Below are 18,824 nucleotides of genomic sequence, written 5' to 3' on the forward strand. Positions count from 1 at the left end.
ACCGCCGAGGAATTGACCTCCTGGATAAAGCGCTGCGCCCGGCTATAGTTTTCGGTAACTATGGATTCAGTATGCAGAGAACCGTACTTCTCGATATGGGCGATTGCGGCATCGAGATCGTCAACTACCCGAATTGCCAGAATCAGATCGAGGTATTCCCTGCTCCAGTCAGCATCCGTAGCCGGCGCCGCCTCCGACAGGATTTCCCTTGTTTTTTCGCAACCTCTTAAAGTTACGCCTGCTTGCCGAAGCTTGATGGCTGCAAGCGGCAGAAATATGCGTGCGATTTTTTCATGGACAAGCAGAGTCTCCAGCGCATTGCAAACCCCGGGCCGCTGAGCCTTGGCATTGATTATGATCCCGATTGCCATGTCCATATCGGCGTCTTCGTCAACATAGACGTGGCAGACGCCCTTGTAGTGCTTGATCACGGGAATTTTTGAATCCCTAACTACCGCGCGAATCAGCTCCTCCCCCCCCCGGGGGATAATCACATCGATGAATTCCTCAAGCTGCAGCAGCTCATAAACCGCCTCCCGGTCAGTCATCGGCACAACCTGAACGGCGCGCTCCGGAAGTGAGAATTTCTGCAGAGCTTCGGCAATGATCTTGGCTAGAGCCAAGTTGGAGTTTATCGCCTCGGATCCCCCGCGCAGGATAACGGCATTCCCCGACTTCAGGCAAAGGGCTGCCGCATCCACGGTAACATTCGGGCGTGATTCATACACCATGCCGACGACACCCAGGGGTATCCGCATTTTACCGACAAGCAGTCCGTTTGGCCGCCGCCACATTGAAGTGATTTTCCCTACCGGATCCGGCAGAGCGGCAACCTCCAGAAGTCCCTCGGCGATTCCCTCCAGAGAAGCGTCAGAGAGCGTCAGCCGCTCCAACAGTGCAGAGGAAAGACCAATGCTGCGCGAATAAGCAAGGTCCTTCTCGTTTTCTCTTTTCAGAAAATCGGCATTTTGCAAGATGGCCTCCGCCATTGCCTTAAGCGCCCCATTTTTTACATCAGTCGAAGTCTTGGCAAGAAGGATTGCAGCCCCTTTGGCCTGACGCCCGATATTCTCCATCTGTAAGCTTATTTCCGACATTATTCACCTCAAAAACCAAGGATATAACTTCTTATTGATACCGAATCATTTCTGATAAAAACAAGCATGTCTCTCTATTGACGTTGACAATGAATGTTGCCATCATATAAAAGAATTCGATTGCAATGAAAGAGCGAAGATAATTTACAAGACGTCGCTAATGGTGTCAAGTTTATTTACAATTTTGCAATTAGCGGCACACGTCTTTGATAATTTAACCGACACAGTAAAATTGGCAGGATGCAAGAACAATGAGCGGAAATATCCGAGTTAAGGCGGGCAAACAGGCCTACGAGATTATTAGCAGCGGCGGCTTCAATCTGGACCATATAGCAACCTATTTCGGCCCGGCGGGAGGCCCCCGCTGGCTGGTCACAAGCGGCTTCGATCTTACCCTGCTCAGGGAACAATCACTTGGCCGCAAAAACCCGGTCTGGCTGGTGGGCGCCTCTGCCGGGGCTTGGCGCTTCGCGGCATGGCCGCAGCCGGAAGCAGAGAAGAGCTATGCCATGCTTATGGAGGCATATATAACTGCAATCTACAACAGAAAAGACACACCCCGGACAATCCTTCGGTCACTGGCAGCAATCGTTAACAGTTATCTTGAAGATGACGGCCTGCCTTTCGCTCTCTCCAACAAACGATACCGGCTTGCAATCCTGACAACGAGGATGAAGAATCTCGCCGCCTCTGACAATGTTTTGTCACAAAAATTAGGTTTTTTCTCAATATTCCTGGCCAACGCCGCAAGCCCGCCGCTGCTGCATTGGTTTGCCGAAAGGGTTGTTTTTTATTACGGCGCCCGCCCTCCTGATTTCTGCTTACGAAAGGGATTCAACGGCCGTTTTTCACCGTTGAACGAGGCAAATTTCAAATCCGCTGTCATTGCCTCCGGCGCCATCCCCCTTGTAGTCGCCGGCGTTCGGGATATCTTCGGCGCTCCTGACGGCGTTTACCGCGACGGCGGTCTGCTGGATTATAATATAAATCAGGATTACCGCACTAAAAACGGCGGGCTGACGCTGTTTTTCCATCACCAGGAAAGAATCATTCCCGGCTGGATGGACAAGGTTTTTAAAAAAAGACGCCCGCCGACTGCTTTTCTCGATCACGTGCTAATGGTTTATCCGGCGGAAAGCTTTATCCAAAAACTCCCCAACGGCAGGATCCCTGATCGCACTGATTTCGCTACCTTCATGGACGACCCCCAAACGAGAATCGCCAACTGGAAAAAGACGGTGGCCCTCGCGGCGCCCCTTGGTGAAGAGTTTCTGGAGTTGATAGCGAGCAACCGGCTGCGGGACATAGTTGAAATACTTTGACAAGACCCTTGATAAACTGTTTATTTGCCAAAAAATCTCCAAATGAATCATGATTGTTAAAGAATGAATTATTCCGGCATTGAGAAGAATATTGAAACACTGAAGAGCAGCCTCTCCGCTTGTGAACTCTGCCCGCGGATGTGCCATGTAAACAGGAATTCCGGAGAAAGAGGCTTCTGCCTTCTTGCCAGCGAGATGCTGATAAGCGCCCATTTGCCTCACCACGGCGAGGAACCCCCCCTTTCCGGGGCCAGGGGCGCGGGAACTATCTTTTTTTCCTCCTGCAACCTGAGATGCAGTTACTGCCAGAATTACCAGATCAGCCACACCCCCGCCGGACAGTCGGTTTCCGTAGATGAACTCGTTGAGCTCATGTTTGAATTACAAAATGCCGGGTGTCACAATATAGAACCGGTAACCCCTACTCCCCACCTGCCGGGAATAATGGAAGCGCTTTTTCTTGCCAGAAAAAGGGGGCTTTCGCTGCCGGTTGTATTCAACTGCGGCGGTTATGAAAGAAAAGAGAGCATCGCCCTCCTCGCCGGACAGGTGGAAATCTATCTCCCCGATTTCAAGTACGGCAGCGCCGAGACGGCAAGAAAACTGTCCGGGGTTGGCGACTATCCCCAACAGGCGTTTGCCTCCCTCCAAGAGATGGTGCGGCAGGTTGGCGATGCCCTGTCCCTTGATAAAGACAAAGTGGCCGCCGGGGGGATCATCGTCCGTCACCTCATCCTGCCTGGATGCGTTGAAAACAGCCTTGAAGCGTTAAGGCTGATAAGTTCGGTGTCGCCCTTCCTCCCGCTTAGCATCATGTCGCAATATACACCCATTATTAGCACGGAGCGCCGCTTATCCGCAGACACGACACCCCCGCTTTTGCGGCGGCGGATAACGAAGAAGGAGTATGAACAGGTCGTAAACGCCGCCCTGGATATGGGTTTTGCAGAAATCTACACCCAGGATGTTGACGAAAGGGTTCTGAACCCCGATTTCAGCAACGAAAACCCCTTTGACTGGAGTGCAACGGGCGCCCTCGATGCCTGATTTTTATGCAAAAATGCCGCTGAAAAAATAACGCAGGAGAGGTGATATGGGAAAAATCATTGCCGGCTATTATCCGGGTGCAATCGGGAGAATCGTCGAAATGCATGGCGCGTACTATCATCTTCACTGGGGATTCGGTCTCTTTTTCGAGACAAAGGTCGCTACCGAACTTTCCCGATTCATGAATCGCTTTGAAGAAGGGCGGGACGGACTATGGATGCTCGAGAAGGGGGGAAAAATAGCGGGGGCAATCGCTATAGATGGGATAAAAGCGGACGAAAACGAAGGCGCGCACCTGCGCTGGTTCATTATTGATCCCCAATTGCAGGGGCAGGGATGGGGCAGGCGTCTTTTAAACGAGGCTGTCGCTTTTTGCGATGGCAAAGGCTACCGCAAGATTTACCTCTGGACTTTTCAAGGTCTCCTTTCCGCTCGTCATCTATACGAAGCAACCGGTTTTCGTCTCGTTTTTCAAAAAGATGGCGAGCAATGGGGAACCAGGGTAACAGAGCAGCTCTTTGAAAGATTCCATGAATGAAGCATCCCTACCGCTCGCGCGGTGCCAGGGTGATGGAAAAATAAAACTTGACATTTTCTTTTAACATAGCCTATACACGCCGCGCCTCGGGCTTCCCTGGCGGGAAGATCGGAGCAGGAGTTGGATACAGACATTTTGCAGTGCAGTACCGGACAGTTGTCCAAGGGTCTTTCGGCCCTGTTGTTGCTTTTGCGAGCGTGTTCATCCGACTTGAATAAATTTTACGAAAGGAGGATGCACAGCATGTCAGAAGGAACGGTAAAGTGGTTCAATGAGCAGAAGGGCTTCGGTTTCATAGAGGACTCCGAGGGCGGCGATGTTTTCGTTCACTACAGCGCCATTAAATCGAGCGGCTTCAAAACGCTGGCCGAGGGTCAGCGCGTCAGTTTCGAAATAACCCAGGGCAAAAAAGGCCCGGCTGCAGAAAACGTAATGGTACTGTAAGAATTGCCATCAACGGCCCTCCGATGTTTTTAAAATGTCGGAGGGCTTTTTTTATCATTATCTCCCGCTATCCCCACAAATCATTTATCTAAATCATCTTGACTAACCGTAGCCGGCAATGTTATAAATCCCCTGTCGCTTCGATACTTTGCCAATATGCTATTTTAACCAGACTAACGAAAGAAGGATCTGCATTATGGACATTCTGAAATTCGGGATTCCCGTTTTGACGATCGGCGCCGTGCCCTCCGGTATGGACGCTGGCGAAATTCGTCCGCCCTCCGTCGCCGGGCAGTTCTATCCTGAAAATGCGGACATTCTGAGGCTTGCCATTAAAAAATTCCTGGAAGATGCGCTGCCCCCGCAGGGGATAAAACCCTTTGCCGTAGTTGTGCCGCACGCCGGCTACATCTATTCGGGACAGATCTGCGCCGATGGCTGGAATCAGACAAAAAACGAAACCTACGATACGATAGTACTGCTCGGAACCAACCACACAACAGCCAATCTTCAGAAAATAGCGCTTTACCCGGGAAGCGGCTTCCGGACCCCTTTGGGAACGGCCGTTATCGATCGGGAGGCTAACGCCGAATTGCTCTCCCTCTCTCCCGACTGCATCCTGGACAAAGCGCCCCACCAGAGGGAACACTCGGTAGAGGTTCAGGTACCCTTCGCCCAGACACTCTTCCCGGAGGCGAAAATCATCGCCGCCGTCGTCGGCCAGGCCGACACCGCCCTCTACATCCGTTTCGGCAAAGCCCTTGCCGCTGTTCTCAAAAAGAGGCGGGGGCTGATCGTCGCCAGTTCCGACCTCTCCCACTACCCAAAAGCCGAAGATGCGCAAGAGGTTGATATGGAGACGCTGAAGGCTATTGCAACCCTTAATCCGGAAAGATTAAGGACGACTGTCCGCTCGCAGGCCGCTCGCCATATCCCCAATCTGTCCACCTGCGCCTGCGGTGAAGCCCCAATCATCGCAGCAATGGCCGCCGCCAGGGAAATGGGCGCAACGGAAGGAAAAATTATCAGCTATGCCAACTCGGGGGATATCCCTGTCGGCGAACGCAACCGCGTCGTCGGCTATGGGGCGCTGCTCATTGCCGCCGGTTATGAAGCTCGCGGTGAGACAACCCCTGCCGTTGCGAGCGGAGAAACTTCCATATCCCCCTCTGAACGTAACTATCTGCTGTCACTGGCCAGAGAAACAATTAATCGTTACCTGACAGTAAAAATGACGCCCTTGCCAAGACCTTCCACCCCGCTTCGGCGCGAGCTGCACGGTGTTTTCGTCACCCTCAAGAAACGGGGCAATCTGCGCGGCTGCATCGGCCGAATGGTCCCCGATCGACCTCTTGCCGAGCTCGTGGCAACCGTAGCCCTGGAATCGGCGTTCGAGGATCCCCGCTTCAACCCGGTCACGCTCCACGAACTTCCCGATCTGGAAATAGAGATTTCCGTTTTAACGCCGATGAAAAGGGTAGCCGGACCCGCCGACATCGTTGTGGGCACAGACGGGGTAATGCTTCAGAAAGGCGGCAGATCCGCCGTCTTTCTCCCCCAGGTCGCCACCGAACAGGGATGGGACAGAGAAGAAATGCTTGATCATCTCAGCATGAAGGCAGGTCTGCCGGCAGACGCCTGGAGGGACAATGCAATTTTTTTGACCTTTCAGGCGATTGTGTTCAGCGAAAATGAAACTTGATGGCCATCTTTAGAACTACAGCAAGCGGCGCAGGAACAGCCCTGTTTATGGCCGGCCTTGTAACTCTGCTCGGGCAGATAGTAGTTTTTCGGGAACTGAGCATTGTTTTTCACGGGGTTGAGCTGATATACCCGGCAGCCCTCGGAGGCTGGATGCTCTTCGCCGCCTTCGGGACGCTTTTTCGCAGACCATGGCCAACTGAAAACAGGATAGCCGTTTTATTCACCCTCTTTGCACTCTTTTTATTGTCCGGAATCGTTTGCATCCGCGGCGGCGATTTTGTTACGAACAATATAGCCGGTTTTTCCATCCTTCCTTTCAAGCAATTGGCGATCCTTATTCTGCTGCTGTCTGGCGGCATCATTTCCGGTTTGATGTTCAGTGAAATCACTTCTATCCATTTGGAGACGAGAGGGAGTCCGGAGGGCGCCTGCGCAATGGAAGCGGCCGGAGGCATAGCCGGGGGATTGCTGGCAACTTTCGGCATTCAATACGGTTTTAGCAATCTGTTTCTTGCCCTCTTTTGCGCCCTGCTGTCCTTTACGGCAGCGCTCCTGCGTTTTCAAAGAAAAACAGGCAGATATGGTCGTTTTATCGCCATAGCTCTGGCATTGGCAACTCTTCTTTTTCTCTATAAAGTCTCCTGGTTGGACATGAGGATGACCGCACTAAATCATCCCGGTCTCTTTTTTTCAGGTGATTTCTCCTTTGGCCGTGTCGCTGCCACATATCGCGGCGGGGATATTACCGTATTCGAGAACGATACGGCTGTATTTACGACAAAAGACACGGAAGGGGCTCGCTTCGCCCATCTGGCCGCCGTTCAGCACCCTGACCCTCGCAGAATACTGGTGATTGGGGGCGGATGGGACGGGAGCGTACGCGAGTTGCTGCTTCACAAGCCGGTACGGATAGACGTAATGCTCCCCGCAGAAGACCCCTTTATCCGTTTTCGCCTCCCCGGCGACATCCGCAAATCGCTGGCAAATCCGGCCGTTCACCTCTCCCGCGCTGATCCGCGAAAGTTCCTCAAATACAAGGGATTTGCCTGGGACATCATAATTGTTGACATTGCGGCGCCCCTCTCCTGCCGAATGAATCAATATTACACGCGCGAATTTTTTGACAGTCTGACCGCACGCCTTTATCACGGCGGCATCGTAGTTATCCGCCTTCCCTCCTTGGAAGACACCAAGAAGAACAAGGATTTAGCCAATGTTGCCTCCATTTTCCGGACACTTGCCGCTGTTTTCCCCGAGCGGCTCATCCTTCCCGGAACAACTACGTTGATCGCCTCCTCCTTTGCCCCGCTTCCCCATTCTCCCGAGGTTTTAACGGAGCGCCTACGGGAGAGAGGAATAAAAAGCAGTATAATACAATCATTATCCATACGAAAACTTTTCGAAAGCGAAGATTTTGCGAATATCAAAAATCAACTGCAAAATATGGATTCTCCTGAAAATTCCGCTCTGCGACCCGCTTGTTACCCCTCTGCCGTTCAGTCCTGGGCAGGCGCTCTGCTCCCGCAGACGATTCTTTCTTGCATGCCAGATTTGGCAACGGTGCAAAGGCACTCACTCTGGTTCGGCATGATTGCCGGCCTAGCGCTTTTCCTGCTGTTTGCGGCAAGCCGTCTGCGGCCTCATTGGCAGAGAACCATTCTGAAGGCCGTAGGAGGATTTCTTGGCATAACCAGCGCATCGCTCCTCATCCTCCGCTACGGGACAAAAGAGGGCATCCTCTATCAGCAGATTCCTCTCTTGCTCGCGGCGTTTATGACTGGCATGGCTTTGGGAGCGCCGCTTTTACGAGATTTGACGGCGAAAACAGGAACAGCGGTAAAACAAGGTTTGATGTCCATAAATCGCAACCGCTTTTGGGGCGCGACCTTGCTTGTCGGCATTATGCTGCTTAATGCCGCTTTTATCGGAAGCGCAAAAAGCGATACCGGCAACCTGCGGCTGACTGTTTTGCTAATTGCAGTCGCCGGCTTTCTGACAAGTGGACTGATCGCCTGTGCCGGCATTTACAAAACGGTAGGACTTAACAGGAAAACATTCTTATACACCTCTTGCCTGATCGGCGGCTCTCTCGGCGGTCTCTGCGCCGGGCTCTTGCTAATCCCGGTTTTCGGTTTGGCGTCAACCTCCGTGGCCTTGATTATCATCGCTGCGCTGGCGCTCATTCTTGTCTGAAATATTTGTTATTGTTAATGTTGTTGATGCCGGAGCTTGAGTGCCGCGGTTAAAATCCTTTGACAAATAGCCGTCTGTCGGATAGTTAAGCCAGGGAACAGGAAAGCCAGCATATTTTACATCCGGGTCTGAAGCGATTATGGACAAAAAAAGAATAGAGGAACTCCTTGAAGAAGTGAAGGCAGGCGACCTGCCGATCGCCGCTGCCATGGAACGTCTGCGCGGCCTCCCCTATGAGGAAATTGGCTATGCGAAGCTTGACACGCATCGCTCCCTCCGCAACGGGTTTCCCGAAGTAGTGTTCTGTCAGGGTAAAACACCCGAACAGGCCGCCCAAATCGTCAAGAAACTCTCCGGACAACATGAGAAAATCATTGCCACCCGTGTGGAAACCAACATTGCCGACGCAATCTCCGCCCTTGTTCCTGAGGCAACCTACTATCCGGTCGCGAGGATTATGATAGTAGATAAAACCAGGGCGGATAATGCTGCCGCGGTTGTGAACGACAAGTACATTATGGTGCTGACCGGAGGAACAGCCGATATCCCCGTCGCGGAGGAAGCGGCAATTACCGCAGAGACAATGGGAAGCATTGTGGAGCGCTCCTATGACGTCGGGGTTGCCGGATTGCATCGCCTTCTCTCTCAGAGGGACAAAATAATGCGGGCAAACGTCCTGGTCGTCGTCGCCGGCATGGAGGGAGCGCTGCCGAGCATCGTCGGAGGACTGGTTTCCCGACCGGTGATCGCGGTGCCGACGAGCATCGGCTATGGGGCAAATTTCGGAGGACTCTCCGCACTCTTGGCAATGCTTAACTCCTGCGCCTCCGGCGTCGTTGTCGTCAATATCGACAACGGCTTCGGGGCAGGCTACTTCGCACATCTGGTAAACAAATGAAAATCGCTTATTTTGACTGTTTCATGGGAATAAGCGGCGACATGACGCTCGGGGCGCTGATCGATGTGGGCGCAGATGCTGCAACATTTCGCGAGAGGCTCTCTTCACTCGGCATCGGCGGATATAAGCTCGAAATAACGAAAAGGATAACTGGCGGCGTTGAAGCCACCGACGTCAACGTGCTCCTCGAAGCCCCCCCGCACACCCACAGACGTCTCTCGGATATACTTGGCATAATTGATAGTTCAGGGCTTTCCGCCCGCGTGCGGGAAACAGCCGGACGGATATTCCTGCGGCTTGCCAATGCGGAAGCCAGGGTTCACGGCTGCACGCCCGAAGAGGTTCATTTTCATGAGGTCGGCGCTGTTGATGCGATCGTCGATATCGTCGGCTCCGTTCTCCTTCTGGAGCTTTTAAACTGGCCGAAAGTGATAGCGAGCCCAATGCCCACCTTTTACGGATACACGAACGGGGCGCACGGCGTCATCCCCCTGCCCGCGCCGGCCACCGCCGAAATCCTGCGGGGCGTCCCCTGGCAAAAGCTCGATATCGAGGGCGAACTGGTAACGCCGACCGGAGCGGCCATCATCGCGGAGCTTGCCGCCGATTTCGGCCATCTTCCTCAGATGACAGTGGATGCTGTCGGTTACGGCGCTGGGAAAAGCGATTTCGGAACGGCCAATGTGCTGCGGGTAATGCTGGGCGAGGAAACCCAAGAGGATCTCGTGTCCTTGCCTTCTGTCTCGGTCGTTGAAACAAATATCGACGATTTAAATCCCGAATTTTACGAGCCCGTTATGGAAAAGCTCTTCGCCGCCGGGGCGCTTGACGTGTTCATGACCCCGATCATAATGAAGAAAAACAGACCGGGGGTGTTGCTTGCGGCGATCTGCGAGCCAGGACGGGCAAAAACAATCGCCGATATAATTCTCTCCGAAACATCTACCTTCGGGGTCCGAATATCGGTGTCGCAAAGGGTCTGTCTTGAGCGTCATCGTGATGAAATAACTACCGAATTCGGAAATGTGGGCATCAAGGTGGGCGAAAGGAACGGTCGCATAGTCACCGCCTCCCCCGAGTACGAGGACTGTAAAAAAGCGGCAAACGCCCACGCGGTTTCCATCCGCCTGGTTTACGAAACAGCCCTCGCCGCCTTCAGGAAACAATCGGCAAGGCCTTAAAAATTTCAACGGCCGAAGGAATCATTAAAGACAATCCGACATCTCTTGCAATACACTTATTATCCTGGGGCCAAGCCGGTAAACCGCCTCGTCCAGAAAAAAGACCTTCCCCTCCCGAACCGCGGGCAAAGCAGCCAGTCTTTTGAGGAGGGGTTTGGCCCGTTCCCCCATTCCGTCTCCCTTTCCGAAAAAAAACGCATCGGGCGCCAGACGGATAATCTCCTCCAGCGAGAACTTGTTGTAACCACTCCCCCCGGCCGCGGCGATGTTTTCCATTCCGAGAATTTCAAAGGCATCATTCATGATCGTCCCCTTTCCCGCCGCCATGAACGGCAGGGACTGGACAACAAAGACCGCTTTTTTACACTTTTTTTGCAGCAGTTCCTGTTTTCTTTTCTCAAAACCCCGCAGTTTCTCCTCAAACCACCTCGCCCTGAGGTCTGCCTCCCGTCTCACCCCGAGGGCTTCGCCGAGGCCGCGGATCGCCCCGGGAAGTTCATTTATCCGTCGCGCCTTAAAAATGTAGGTTTTAATCCCCATTTTTCGGAGGCGGAGCTCCAGCGCCTGCGGATTTCCGTCCATTGTCACAACGACAAGATCGGGCTTCAGCGAAACGATGACTTCCAGGGAAGGATTGGCAAAACCGCCCACCTTCGGCTTGGAAGCGACCCCGGGGGGATAGTCGCAGTAATCGGTCACCGCGACGATCCGCTTTTCCAGACCGAGATCGCAGATAATCTCCGTCAGATTCGGCGCGAGGGAGATAATCCTTTGCGGCGGGGAGTCCGCCATGACCTGCGGCGGCCCCGCAAAGAAAGCCGCCATCACGCTCAGCATAATTATTATTTTCCCATGAAAAACAACTCTTTTCATCTTTTTACCAAATAATCGGGGTAACTGCTCAGGTTGTTTGGCCTGTAATCCGTCAGGACTGCGCAAAGAACGAATCACTGCCCCCAATCCACCTATACGCCTCCAGACTATCCACCCGAGCAGTTACTTTTGTTCTATTAAAACTCTAAGGAGAGTCCTCCCTTCAAGACAATCCCCGGCATCGGGTAGTAGGTATTGGGATTCCAGGCGCCGCCATCGTAACCGTATGACGAATATTTCTGATCGGTAAGATTCTCCGCGCCTAAAAACAGCGTCGTTTTAATCTTCCCGAAGGTGGGACGGTAATATAGATAGAGGTTAAACAAGGTGCGCGACTCCAGCTTCTCCGTGCTGTTATCGTTGTCGCCGCCAAGATAGGAGTCCCCCGCATAGCGGATTTCCGGACGGAGGGTAACGTTGAAGGGCAGGTATATTTCCGCTCCGGCGTTTGCCATCCGGTTCGGAACCATTGGAATCTCTTTTTTGTTGTTTGCCCCGTTTTCAAAGGTGGCCTGGTGATAGGTGAAATTGCCGTAAATCTTCGCCTTCTTTCCCAATAGATAGGAGAGGGATATTTCCGCGCCGTCATGCCGGGTTTTTCCGGTATTTTCGTTTTTTCCCGCAGGAAACACTCCGGTGTAAACGATTTCATCCTCCATATCGACCCGAAACATGGTCAAGCCTATTTTTAACTCCTTGAGCGGATAAAATTCCGTTCCCACTTCTATGCTGGCGCCCCTTTCCTCTTCGAGGTCCATCAGAAAGCCGCCGCCGAAACCATTAAAATAGGCAATCTCGTCGAGAAAAGGAATGCGGTAAACCGTTGCATATTTTGCAAACACTTTGGATTGTTTGCCGAAAAGCCAGGTCGCTCCGCCCTCGTAAGCCTCGACGCTGTAGTCTTTGTCCGTTCCGGAAAAATTGTTGGCCGGAGTGACCGAATCCGTGTTGTCTCCCCCAAGTTTTGCCCGTTCGTATCGATAACCGGCGTGCAGGATCAGATTTTTCACGACGCTGAATTCATCCCGGATATAGTAGCCAAGGCTGTCCCGTGCAAGATCGGCCCAGCTTTGCTTTACCGCTCTTTCCCTGGTTGTGAAGAACTCCTTGCCATACGATTCGCGATAATAATCGATACCCAGGAGCAATTTGTTGCCGAACCCGAAGACATCTTTTTCCAGGATGTATTTCGGCGTTATCCCGTAGGTGTCGATGCCGGTGTCGGAATAGTGACCCCACCAGGACGGCATGTTGGCCTGCAGCTCTTTTTTGCCGTACAGAAAATTGACGCTCAGCTCCCCCCAGGGACCAAGATAGGACCTGACGCCCAAATTGAGATCGGTATAAGTATCGGCGCCATCGTCATCCGAAGACGCCGGCGCCCACAAACCGGCCGGCTGGTACTGCCGCCGGTCCTGCTCCATCTGCGTCTTGGTAAGGGCGCCCGGCATTTGATAGTCCGTCTTGTTGAACGCCACCCCCAGCGAAACATTGAAGAGCTCGCTCGCCTCGTAGCCAACATCAAAACCTCCGCCCTGGGAGGACAATTTCGAGCGGTCTCTGTACCCGGAATTGTGATTGTTCTCTCCGGTCAGCGCATAGCTCCATTTTTCGGAGGAACCGGAAAAGGCGACCCGCTCATCGTGCAGTCCATAGCTTCCGGCAATTATCGAGGCATTGAATTTCGGTTTTCCCTCGCCTTTTTTGGTAATGATGTTGATAACGCCGCCCACCGCGGCGTCTCCGTACAAAACGCTGCCGGCGCCGCGCACCACCTCAATACTTTCGACGTTGTTAAGAGGTATCTGCAACCAGTTTGCCGAAGACATGTCGGGCCGGTTGAGCCTCCGGCCATCCAGCATTACCAGCGTCTTCCCGTAGGGAGAATCACCTCCGAAACCACGCATGTCTATGGATGTCTTCGAACCTGTGCCCGTGTAATCGACAAGATTTATACTTTCCAGCGTCTCCAGAACCTCGACGACTGTCGTTGCCGCCGATTCCTCGATCTGTTTTGCCGTGATCACCGAAACATTGGCCGGAACCCGGCGCACCTCCTCCGAGTCACGCGTTGCCGTTACAACCACCTCCGGCAGAACGGCGGCTTCGTCCACGGCCCTGGGCATCGCCCCGTACCCGTGCACAGTGAAAGATCCCAAAAACGCAGCAACAGACAAAACCCTGAAAACTTTACCGAAATACATTTCTACCTCCCTGACCTTTCCTCGCGAAAAGTCGTTTTTTATTCGCCGGGCGAATATTCTGGCTTGCGTCTCCCTACTTGCCGCGCCTTCCCGGTTTTTAAAAAACCAGTGGCATAGTGCGGGGTTCGTCTCGCTTACAGATGCGGGGCAGCGTCGGCTTTCCACCGACTTCCTCGTTCCGACGAAGGGCCGCCGAGCAGTGAAATCCTCGGCAGGCCGGTTAATGGATGACGGTCAACAAAAACGTTGACCCCGTAAACATCTTTGATCCCCTTTTCGGTCAGCGCCTCCTCCGGCGTCCCCTGAGAATAAAAATTACCTTTATGCAAAAGGGCAATCCGGTCGCAGTAAAGCGAAGCCAGATTCATGTCATGCGTGGCGGCAAGCACGGTAAGCCCCGCTGCCCCGCTAAGCGAGCGGATCATCTCGAAAGCGCCAAGCTGATGGGCGATATCGAGCGAAGAGGTGGGCTCATCGAGGAGCAGCACTTGGGGCTGCTGTGCCAGCGCCCGGGCGAGCAGTACCCGCTGCCGCTCTCCGCCGCTCAGCGACTGGATCAACCGCGCTGCAAGCGGCAGAATATCAGTCGCCTCCATCGCCAGGCGGGCTACCTCCAGGTCGTGTCCGGATTCAAACTCGAATTTTCCCAGATGGGGGGTTCTCCCCATCAGCACCACCTCTTCGACTGTCATAGGAAAAACCAGCGAGGCGTCCTGCGGCACAACCGCTATCAGCTTCGCCAGTTCCTTTCTTTTCATCTCGAAGACCGATTTCCCGCCGATTTTAATCACGCCTTCCCGCGGCGGGATTATCCCGTCGATCAGGTTCATCAGCGTCGTCTTCCCGGCGCCGTTCGGCCCTAAAATTCCCCAGAACTCGCCCTTTCGCACCTTCAGATTGAGATCCCTCAGTATCCAGTTCTCCCCATATTGGAAACTTACACCCTCAATCCCCAGTATTTCCATAGCTGCTATTTCGACCTCTTCATCAGATAGGCGAAGTACGGCGCCCCGCAAAGGGCGGTGATCACCCCTACCGGCAGCTCGGACGGGGCAATAACCGTGCGGGCAATGGCGTCGGCGACAATCAGGAATGCCCCGCCAAAAAGCAGCGAAGCGGGCAGCAAAAGCCGGTTATCGGAACCAAAGAGCATCCGCGCGATGTGGGGAATCATCAGTCCGACGAAGCCGATTATGCCGCTCATCGACACCGCCCCCGCCGTCACGAGGGACGCCGCCAAAAGCAGCGTCATCCTTGTTTTTTTTACATTAATCCCCAATTGCAGGGCCGTATCCTCGCCGGCAAGCATGATATTGAGATCACGGGCATTCACAAACATCAGGAGGAAACCGGCAATCATTAACAGCGCGGCCAGCAGAATATCTTTTTTCTCCGCCATCCCCAGATCGCCCATCAACCAGAAGATGACGCCCTGCAGCCGCTCGCTGTCGGCTACCGCAACAAGAAACATGATCAGCGCGGAAAAAAACGCATTGACGATGACGCCGGAAAGGAGAATCCTGTCCGTTCTGCGTTCAGCAGAGGAACCGGAAAGCCCCCATACCAGAAGTATCGAGGAAATTCCGCCGATGAAGGCAACCGCCGTGACGCCGAAAGGAAGAGAATCCAGACCGAGGGTGATGGCCGCGATCGCGCCGGCGGCGGCGCCGCCGGAAACGCCGAGGATGTATGGATCGGCAAGCGGATTGCGCAAAATACCCTGGAAAACGACCCCGGAGCAGGAAAGCGAGGCCCCGACAATGCCGGCAAAAATGATCCTGGGGATACGGATGGAAAAGAGGATGGCCCGCTCGGATTCCGACAGTTGAGACTGCGCGTCAAAAAAGGGGAAAAGGGAAAAAATGCCTTTAAAAACAGAGGAGACGTCGAACGGCGTCGGCCCCGCAAAGAGGGCAAGCAGAAAAACTGCGGCGAGAACCGCAAGCAAAAAGATAGAGACCCTGAAGATTCTTTTCAGGGTCAAATGGGACTCACCGTATGGCAAGATCATCCTCCCGCGAGAATAAAGTTGGCGGATCCGTTTTCCGGCTTCGGGCCTCCTACTCGCCCGCCTTCCCCCCGCGACTTTATCGCAAGAGTGGCATCATGGGCTTTCGTTCCCTTCACGGCTGCGGGGCAGCGGGGGCTTCGCACCCCCTTCCTCTGATTCGCCAAGATCTTATAACGCGAGGTTCGTCTATAAAATAATCACGCCTTTGTCAAGCCCGAAGAATCTGTTGGCAGGTTTTGCCCCTTGTGCAGAGGGAGTTTCCGTTTGACAAAGCCGCGCTTTCTCCGATATACGTCAGCGGGTTCGCTAAATTATGGACCTTGCCGTGGGGAAAAAACCAAATTATCAGCTTTTCCCCTTGAAACTGGGAGGCTAAAAGAACATGAAAAAAACCAACGGAGAGTGGAAAAGGCATCTCCCCACAGGGGGTTTCGGGGCGAACCTCTTTCCCGAATTCGAGAAAAGGGCAAAGGCGGCGGCAACCGAGGTATTCCGGGTAAAGACGCAGCTGGAGGCAACCCAACTCGTTTTAACGCTTGCCCGGCAAGCCGGCGCCCGCAAGGTTGTCGCAACAGAAAGCCCCCGGCTGGGTGAGGGAGCGCTAAAGGACGTCTTCACTGCGGCCGGGATTGAATTCTACGATGTGCAGGCTGATATCGCCGCTCACGCGCCAACGGCGGACATCGGCATCTCCGGCGTAGAGTTCGGGATAGCGGAAAGCGGCAGCGTCTGTCAGGATGCATACTCGATAGAAAGCCGTCTTGTTTCGACTCTTCCCCCGATTCACATTGCCCTGCTTGACAGCAATCTCATCGTTCCGGGGATCAGCGAAGCCTTTGCAATCCTTTCCAGCGCCTTCGAGCGTGGTTACGTTACCTTCATAACGGGACCAAGCCGCACGGCCGATATTGAGGTGGTATTGACCATCGGCGTGCATGGGCCGGTTCGCCTGGTGATAATCGCCATGGATGAGATTCAGGAAGAAGGAAGTGCACAATGAGCGATGAAAAACGTAATCTTCATAAAGAGATAAGGGAAAAACTGTTAGAAGAACCCCTGCGCGCCAACCTCGGTAAATTTGCCGAGCGGTATCCGGCGACCCGGGCCGCCGCCCTGGAAAACGCAGGCGATGTGGAAGCCCTGCGCGAGGCGATCAGAAAAATGAAGGCCGCTACGGTTGACCGGATCGAGGAAGTAGCCGCTCAATTCGAGTTAGAAGCAACGAGGCGGGGGGTAAAGGTCTTTCGGGCAAAGAACGGAGACGAGGTTAAGCGCTATATCGGCGCTCTTTGCAAAAAACATGACGTCAAAGGGATCATCAAATCCAAGTCGATGGCCTCCGAGGAGATAGACTTAAGCCCGTATCTCAGAAAAAACGGCCTGCATGTCTGCGAATCAGACATGGGGGAATGGATCATCGATTTGGCCGGCCACCGCCCGTCGCATATGGTTATCCCGGCCATTCATCTGAGCCGCTTCCAGGTGGCCGAACTTTTTTCGAAAGAGATGGGCAAGGAGCTGCCGCCGGATATCCCCTTGATGATCAAAGCGGCCCGCGAGCATCTCCGTCAGGAATTTCTCAATGCCGACATGGGAATAACCGGGGCCAATTTCGGCATCGCCGAAAACGGCGCGATCGGGCTTATCACCAATGAGGGAAACGCCCGCTTTGCTACCACCCTTCCCCGCATCCACGTGGTCGTCATGGGTTATGAAAAGTTGCTCCCCAAAATGACCGACGCGGGGCTGATCCTCAAGTTGCTGCCGCGGGGGGCAACCGGCCAGCTCATGACAAGCTACACATCCTTTATCGGCGGTCCTTCGCCGATGATGGTGCGCAAGGAAGGCCGCTGGGTTGAAGAAACACGGGAAATGCACATTATCCTCCTCGACAACAACCGCCTGCAATCTGCAAAAGACGAACGTTTCAAGGAGGTTTACCAATGCGTCCGCTGCGGCTCCTGCCTGAATGTCTGCCCGGTTTACACGATCGTCGGCGGTCATGTCTATGGCGGTCATACCTATGCCGGCGGCATCGGGGCGATTCTGACGGCGATGACGAGCGGCATGGCCGATTTCGAGAAGTTTCATGAACTCTGCATCGGCTGCCGCCGGTGCGTCGAGGTCTGCCCCGGCAAGATCAACATCCCCGGACTCATCGAGGAGCTGCGGACAAGGGCGGTGCAGCAGCATGGCCTGCCGTTCGTAACCAGACAGCTTTTCGAAAACGTCATGGCCAACCGCAAGGTTTTTCACGCCCTGCTGCGGGCCGCTTCCGTGACCATGAAACCCTTTGCTTCCGGGAAAAACAAGACGCTCATCCGCCATTTGCCGCTGTTTTTCTCGGGTCTGGCAAAGGACCGGAGTCTGCCGACGATTGCCGAAAAACCCCTGCGCGACCGAGTGGAGACGGTCATAAAAAAACCCGCCCAACCAGCAGGAAAAGCTGCTTTCTTCAGCGGGTGCACGATGGATTTCGTCCTTCCGGAAACAGGGGAAGCGATTATAAAAGTCCTTGAGGATTTGGGGTATGAGGTAGTCTTTCCGCTGGAGCAAAGTTGCTGCGGAAAACCGATCAGCGCGACCGGCGATGTGGAAACAGCCAAAAAGATCGCCCTGCTCAACGTTCAGGCATTTGCTGCTGAGCAGGCCGATGTGATTGTCTCCGGCTGCCCGACCTGCATCGAAACTCTTGAAAGTTACGGCGAGCTGCTGAAGGACAACCCGGAGTGGCGGGGCAAAGCCGCTATTTTTTCCAGCAAGGTAAAAGAATTTAGCAGTTTTGTCGCCGCTGAATATGAAAAACGTGGTCGGCTGCAGAAAACCACCGGCGGCCCGGCGGTTACCTATCACGACTCCTGCCATCTCAAACGCGTACTCGGAGTTTCCGAGGCGCCCCGCAAACTGCTCGAGGCCGCCGGCTGCGAACTGCGCGAAATGAAGGATTCAGACAAATGCTGCGGCATGTCGGGCGTTTTCGGGCTGAAATACGTCGAGCTTTCGATGAAGATTCTGGATCAGAAGATGAAAAACGTCAAGGACACCGGCGCCGGGATCGTCGCCTGCGCCTGTTCCGGATGCATGGTTCAGTTGCAGGGCGGAGTTGACAAGCAGCTTCCTGGCGTTCGGATGAAACACATTGCCGACATTCTGGCGGAACGGCTTGTGAAAAAGTAACAACAACCGAGCCAATTGCAAAACTATTTGTCATTCCCGAATGCTTCTATCGGGAATACGGTTTTTCAAGCAGTTAGAACCAGATTCCCGCTTAAAATCATTGCGGGAATGACAGAATGTGAGAGTTTTGCAATT

14 protein-coding genes, 1 pseudogene and 2 riboswitches (1 of these 17 only partly in view) are annotated in these 18,824 nt (G+C 53.8%); of the genes and pseudogenes, 10 read left to right on the forward strand and 5 right to left on the reverse strand.

The window, feature by feature from the left end; translation table 11 throughout:
- A protein-coding gene (locus tag K0B01_07320; GenBank protein ID MBW6485938.1) for a glutamate-5-semialdehyde dehydrogenase crosses the window boundary here: on the reverse strand, positions 1–1,076 show its 5' portion. It extends 163 nt beyond the left edge of the window; only the first 1,076 of its 1,239 coding nucleotides appear in the window; it begins with the start codon at positions 1,074–1,076; the stop codon falls past the left edge of the window.
- A gap of 272 nt (positions 1,077–1,348) precedes the next feature.
- Here K0B01_07320 and K0B01_07325 point away from each other — a divergent pair, with 272 nt between their 5' ends.
- The 8 genes from K0B01_07325 to larC all read left to right on the forward strand — a co-directional run bounded on the left by K0B01_07325 (position 1,349) and on the right by larC (position 10,424).
- Complete coding sequence (locus tag K0B01_07325; protein ID MBW6485939.1) at positions 1,349–2,419, forward strand: hypothetical protein; 1,071 nt, start codon at positions 1,349–1,351, stop codon at positions 2,417–2,419.
- A gap of 63 nt (positions 2,420–2,482) precedes the next feature.
- On the forward strand, positions 2,483–3,466 hold the full coding sequence (locus K0B01_07330) for a radical SAM protein (protein ID MBW6485940.1): 984 nt from the start codon (positions 2,483–2,485) through the stop codon (positions 3,464–3,466).
- A gap of 46 nt (positions 3,467–3,512) precedes the next feature.
- Positions 3,513–4,004 (forward strand): GNAT family N-acetyltransferase, encoded by a 492-nt coding sequence (locus tag K0B01_07335; GenBank protein ID MBW6485941.1) that lies wholly within the window; start codon positions 3,513–3,515, stop codon positions 4,002–4,004.
- Between the two features lie 243 nt (positions 4,005–4,247).
- On the forward strand, positions 4,248–4,448 hold the full coding sequence (locus K0B01_07340; GenBank protein MBW6485942.1) for a cold-shock protein: 201 nt from the start codon (positions 4,248–4,250) through the stop codon (positions 4,446–4,448).
- 196 nt (positions 4,449–4,644) lie between these two features.
- Entirely contained in the window at positions 4,645–6,150 is a 1,506-nt protein-coding gene (gene amrB / locus K0B01_07345; protein MBW6485943.1) for an AmmeMemoRadiSam system protein B, read from the forward strand.
- The gene (locus K0B01_07350; GenBank protein ID MBW6485944.1) at positions 6,150–8,345 is read left to right on the forward strand and encodes a hypothetical protein; all 2,196 of its coding nucleotides are present in this window, start codon (positions 6,150–6,152) and stop codon (positions 8,343–8,345) included. Before amrB ends, K0B01_07350 begins: the two co-directional genes overlap by 1 nt.
- A 139-nt stretch (positions 8,346–8,484) precedes the next feature.
- The gene (gene larB, locus K0B01_07355; protein ID MBW6485945.1) at positions 8,485–9,243 is read left to right on the forward strand and encodes a nickel pincer cofactor biosynthesis protein LarB; all 759 of its coding nucleotides are present in this window, start codon (positions 8,485–8,487) and stop codon (positions 9,241–9,243) included.
- Complete coding sequence (gene larC / locus K0B01_07360; protein MBW6485946.1) at positions 9,240–10,424, forward strand: nickel pincer cofactor biosynthesis protein LarC; 1,185 nt, start codon at positions 9,240–9,242, stop codon at positions 10,422–10,424. Before larB ends, larC begins: the two co-directional genes overlap by 4 nt.
- A gap of 24 nt (positions 10,425–10,448) precedes the next feature.
- Here the strand turns inward: larC and K0B01_07365 are convergent, their stop codons facing one another.
- From K0B01_07365 to K0B01_07380, 4 genes and pseudogenes are all read right to left on the reverse strand, one after another.
- Complete coding sequence (locus K0B01_07365; protein MBW6485947.1) at positions 10,449–11,297, reverse strand: helical backbone metal receptor; 849 nt, start codon at positions 11,295–11,297, stop codon at positions 10,449–10,451.
- A 137-nt stretch (positions 11,298–11,434) separates the two neighbouring features.
- On the reverse strand, positions 11,435–13,501 hold the full coding sequence (locus tag K0B01_07370) for a TonB-dependent receptor (protein ID MBW6485948.1): 2,067 nt from the start codon (positions 13,499–13,501) through the stop codon (positions 11,435–11,437).
- Between the two features lie 30 nt (positions 13,502–13,531).
- Positions 13,532–13,713, reverse strand: a riboswitch (cobalamin riboswitch).
- Positions 13,714–13,962: 249 nt separating this feature from the next.
- Positions 13,963–14,466 (reverse strand): annotated as a pseudogene (locus tag K0B01_07375) (ABC transporter ATP-binding protein).
- Between the two features lie 5 nt (positions 14,467–14,471).
- Positions 14,472–15,506, reverse strand: coding sequence for an iron ABC transporter permease (locus K0B01_07380; GenBank protein ID MBW6485949.1), 1,035 nt, complete (start codon positions 15,504–15,506; stop codon positions 14,472–14,474).
- Between the two features lie 13 nt (positions 15,507–15,519).
- A riboswitch (cobalamin riboswitch) is annotated at positions 15,520–15,712 on the reverse strand.
- A gap of 182 nt (positions 15,713–15,894) precedes the next feature.
- Here K0B01_07380 and K0B01_07385 point away from each other — a divergent pair.
- Both K0B01_07385 and K0B01_07390 read left to right on the forward strand, forming a co-directional pair.
- On the forward strand, positions 15,895–16,512 hold the full coding sequence (locus tag K0B01_07385; GenBank protein MBW6485950.1) for a lactate utilization protein: 618 nt from the start codon (positions 15,895–15,897) through the stop codon (positions 16,510–16,512).
- A complete protein-coding gene (locus tag K0B01_07390) occupies positions 16,509–18,689 on the forward strand; it encodes an LUD domain-containing protein (GenBank protein ID MBW6485951.1) in 2,181 nt (726 codons plus the stop codon). The genes K0B01_07385 and K0B01_07390 overlap by 4 nt, the downstream gene beginning before the upstream one ends.
- Positions 18,690–18,824: the final 135 nt, after the last annotated feature.

Source organism: Syntrophobacterales bacterium, assembly GCA_019429105.1.
Classification (GTDB): Bacteria; Desulfobacterota; Syntrophia; order Syntrophales; family UBA5619; genus DYTH01.

Bases quoted from the DNA above. Each gene is read 5' to 3' on its own strand.
- amrB (MBW6485943.1), top strand. From the start codon at position 4,645: ATGGACATTCTGAAATTCGGGATTCCCGTTTTGACGATCGGCGCCGTG.
- K0B01_07325 (MBW6485939.1), top strand. From the start codon at position 1,349: ATGAGCGGAAATATCCGAGTTAAGGCGGGCAAACAGGCCTACGAGATT.
- K0B01_07365 (MBW6485947.1), bottom strand. From the start codon at position 11,297: ATGAAAAGAGTTGTTTTTCATGGGAAAATAATAATTATGCTGAGCGTG.
- K0B01_07390 (MBW6485951.1), top strand. From the start codon at position 16,509: ATGAGCGATGAAAAACGTAATCTTCATAAAGAGATAAGGGAAAAACTG.
- larB (MBW6485945.1), top strand. From the start codon at position 8,485: ATGGACAAAAAAAGAATAGAGGAACTCCTTGAAGAAGTGAAGGCAGGC.
- K0B01_07350 (MBW6485944.1), top strand. From the start codon at position 6,150: ATGGCCATCTTTAGAACTACAGCAAGCGGCGCAGGAACAGCCCTGTTT.
- K0B01_07340 (MBW6485942.1), top strand. From the start codon at position 4,248: ATGTCAGAAGGAACGGTAAAGTGGTTCAATGAGCAGAAGGGCTTCGGT.
- K0B01_07385 (MBW6485950.1), top strand. From the start codon at position 15,895: ATGAAAAAAACCAACGGAGAGTGGAAAAGGCATCTCCCCACAGGGGGT.
- K0B01_07330 (MBW6485940.1), top strand. From the start codon at position 2,483: ATGAATTATTCCGGCATTGAGAAGAATATTGAAACACTGAAGAGCAGC.
- larC (MBW6485946.1), top strand. From the start codon at position 9,240: ATGAAAATCGCTTATTTTGACTGTTTCATGGGAATAAGCGGCGACATG.
- K0B01_07335 (MBW6485941.1), top strand. From the start codon at position 3,513: ATGGGAAAAATCATTGCCGGCTATTATCCGGGTGCAATCGGGAGAATC.
- K0B01_07370 (MBW6485948.1), bottom strand. From the start codon at position 13,501: ATGTATTTCGGTAAAGTTTTCAGGGTTTTGTCTGTTGCTGCGTTTTTG.